This window comes from Capillibacterium thermochitinicola (genome assembly GCF_013664685.1).
Lineage (GTDB): Bacteria > Bacillota > UBA4882 > UBA10575 > UBA10575 > Capillibacterium > Capillibacterium thermochitinicola.
The window spans coordinates 1-2,968 of record NZ_JAAKDE010000033.1; the positions used below are offsets into that span (position 1 = coordinate 1).

At 58.0% G+C, this 2,968-nt stretch carries 3 protein-coding genes; all 3 read left to right on the top strand.

The window, feature by feature from the left end:
- Window positions 1–29: 29 nt before the first annotated feature.
- Window positions 30–1,259 carry a Tm-1-like ATP-binding domain-containing protein gene (locus G5B42_RS10630; RefSeq protein ID WP_181340457.1) on the top strand — a complete coding sequence of 410 codons (1,230 nt, stop codon included), beginning with the start codon at window positions 30–32 and terminating at the stop codon, window positions 1,257–1,259.
- Window positions 1,260–1,276: 17 nt separating this feature from the next.
- Window positions 1,277–2,170 carry a dihydrodipicolinate synthase family protein gene (locus G5B42_RS10635; RefSeq protein WP_181340458.1) on the top strand — a complete coding sequence of 298 codons (894 nt, stop codon included), beginning with the start codon at window positions 1,277–1,279 and terminating at the stop codon, window positions 2,168–2,170.
- 40 nt (window positions 2,171–2,210) lie between these two features.
- Window positions 2,211–2,968 (top strand): creatininase family protein (locus tag G5B42_RS10640; RefSeq protein WP_181340459.1); only part of this gene is annotated, 758 nt, incomplete at its 3' end.

The window sequence follows — 2,968 nt, forward strand, 5'->3', positions numbered from 1 at the left end:
TGAAACGGAGCAAAGGAGGTTCTTGAGGGATGGAACCAACGGTCTTACTTATTGCGACCTTGGACACCAAAGAAAAAGAAGCCGCATACTTAAAGCGGATAATTGAAGCCAAAGGCGTCAAGACCCTGGTGATGGACACCGGGGTATTGTCCTCTCCCCGTGAGTTAAAGCCGGACGTCACCCGGGAAGAGGTGGCCCTGGCGGGCGGGATGCCCATCGACCAGCTGGTGGCCACCGGCAACAAAGGAAAATGCATCGAAGTCATGATTGCGGGGGCCCAAACCATGGCCCAGCGGCTGTTTGCCGCCGGGAAATTTAACGGCGTGATCAGTTTTGGCGGTGCCCAGGGAACCAACATAGGTACAGCCGTCATGAAGAACCTCCCCTTCGGCGTGCCGAAGATCATGATCTCCACCGTCGCATCGGGCACCGCCACCTTTGGCCCCTTTGTCGGGACAAAAGACGTCATGATGATGCACTCCGTTGTCGACGTGCAGGGGGTTAACACCTTAATCACCCGGCTGTTTGAGAACGCGGCGGCGGCGATCTGTGGAATGGTAAAGAATAATGTTGGTCAGATTAAAGATGTTCAGAGCGGAAACGCCGTTGCCATGTCCATGCTGGGGACGACCACCCCTGGGGCGCTGCGGGCGCAGCGGCTGATGGCGGCGGAAGGCTACGAAGTGATCGCCTTCCACCAGAACGGGACCGGCGGAATCGCCATGGAAGACCTGATCCGGGAAGGCTACTTCAGCGGCGTCCTGGACATCAACCTCCACGAACTGGCCGACCGGATGGTGGGCGGGCTGCACGGTTCGATCAAAGACTACCGTTTGGAAGCGGCGGCGGAGAAAGGACTTCCCCAAGTGATCGCCCCCGGGAGCATAGAATACACCGTGCAGGGGCCGGTGGACAGCTTAAGTCCGGAGCTGAAGAAACGGCCCTACATCGTCCACAACCCCACCTTGACCCTGGTCCGGCTGACCCCGGAGGAACTGGAGGCCGTGGCCGGACTGGTGGCGGCCAAACTGAACAAAGCCCGGGGCCCGGTCAAAGTCCTCCTGCCCCTTAGAGGTTTTTCCTTCCCCAACCGTGAAGGGCACGAACTGTGGGACCCCGTTGGCAACCAGGCCTTCATCAGCGCCTTCAAAGCGCATCTTGCGCCGGCGATTGAGGTGGAGGAGGTGGATGCCCACATCAACGACCCAGAATTCATTGACCGGGTGGTTGCGAGCTATCTCGCCATGGTAAGCAAATAGGGAGGTGTAGTTAGACAATGACAATCAGAGAACAACTGTCGGGCGTTTTCACCCCGATGGTCACCCCGTTTAAGAACGATGAAATCCTCTACGACGGGATCGTCGAAAACGTCAAAAAGATGAACCGGACCGGACTGCGCGGCTACTTTGTGTTGGGGACCAACGGCGAATTCCGCTCCCTGTCGGTGGAAGAGCGCCTGAAAGTCCTGAAGACCGTCGTGGACAATGCGGCGCCGGACAAAATCGTCATGGCGGGCACCAGCGCCGAGAGCACCAAAGAGACCATCGACATCACCAAAGAAGCGGCGAAGATCGGTGCCAAAAGCGTGAGTCTTCTAATGCCCCACTTCTTCCGGAAACACCTGGACGACGACGCCTATACCGACTACATCATCAAAGTGGCGGATGCGTCGCCCGTTCCGGTCTTACTATACAACAACCCCTCCGTCGCGGCCGACGTTTTAATCAGCCCGGAAGTCATCCGGCGGGTGGCCGAACACCCCAACGTCGTCGGGATGAAAGACAGCTCCCGCGGCAACTACCAGAAATACTTAGAAGCAGCGGAAGGGAAAGACTTCTACCTCTTGGCCGGTTCGGCCGGTTTCTTCCTGGACCTCTTGAAAGCCGGCGGTGTGGGCGGCGTCCTGTCCCTGGCCAACGTCTTCCCCGACGCCTGTGCGAAACTCTACGAAGCCTATAAGGCGGGGAACATGGAAGAAGCCGAACAGCTCAACGCCAAACTGGTTGAGTTGAATAAAAAAGTCTCCGGTTTTGGCGGCGTTGCGGCCGTCAAGAGCGCCATGAACCTGGCGGGCTACACCGGCGGCGACCCGCGGCACCCGTTACGTCCGCTGACCGCCGAACAGAAAGCCGACCTGGAGGCGAACATCAAAGCGCTGGGGTTTATCTAAAAGCCATAAACCAAAAACAAATCTTAAAGGAGGCAAACACATGTCAAGAAAAGACTTATGGAACATTGCCGAAAAAGGCTATGAAGAAGTAGCCGAATACCTCAAGACCAACGACGTGATCATGATCCCGATGGGTTCGACCGAAAAGCACGGCGCCCACTGTCCGCTTGGGACCGACAGCTTTACCACCATGGGAGTGGTGGAGGCGGCGGCGCCGATTGCCAAGACCTGCTATACACCGCTGATTCCGGTTGGATATTCTCCGCACCACATGGGTGAAGTGAAACAGGGGACCGGTACCTTGACCTTCTCCGGGAACACCTACCGGGCGGTTGTGTATGACCTGGCGATGAGCATGATCTACCATGGTTTCAACAAGATCGTCTTCGTCAGCCACCACGGCAGCAACTCGAAAGTCATCGACGATGTGCTGCGCCGGATTCGTTACGAGACCGACTGCTTTGTCTGCTGGTACAAGACCCCGACCGAGCGGGCTTACTCGCTGGTGGGCGACATCTTTGAGGGTCCGCCGGAGGAGACGCCCGGCTGGCACGCGGGAGAAGTGGAGACCAGTACGGCTTGGGCCTACAACCCCCGCTCCGTTGACATGAGCAAAGCGAAACCCGACCGCACCCATGCGCCGCGGTGGATGGGTCCGGCCTTCAGCAAGCACGACGGTTCCGGGATGGTGACCTTCATGGGTGCCGAGAACATCTGGGTTCCCATGGAACACCACGAGTATTCCGACACGGCGACGATTGGCAACCCCTTACGGGCGAGCAAGGAGAAGGGTGAGAA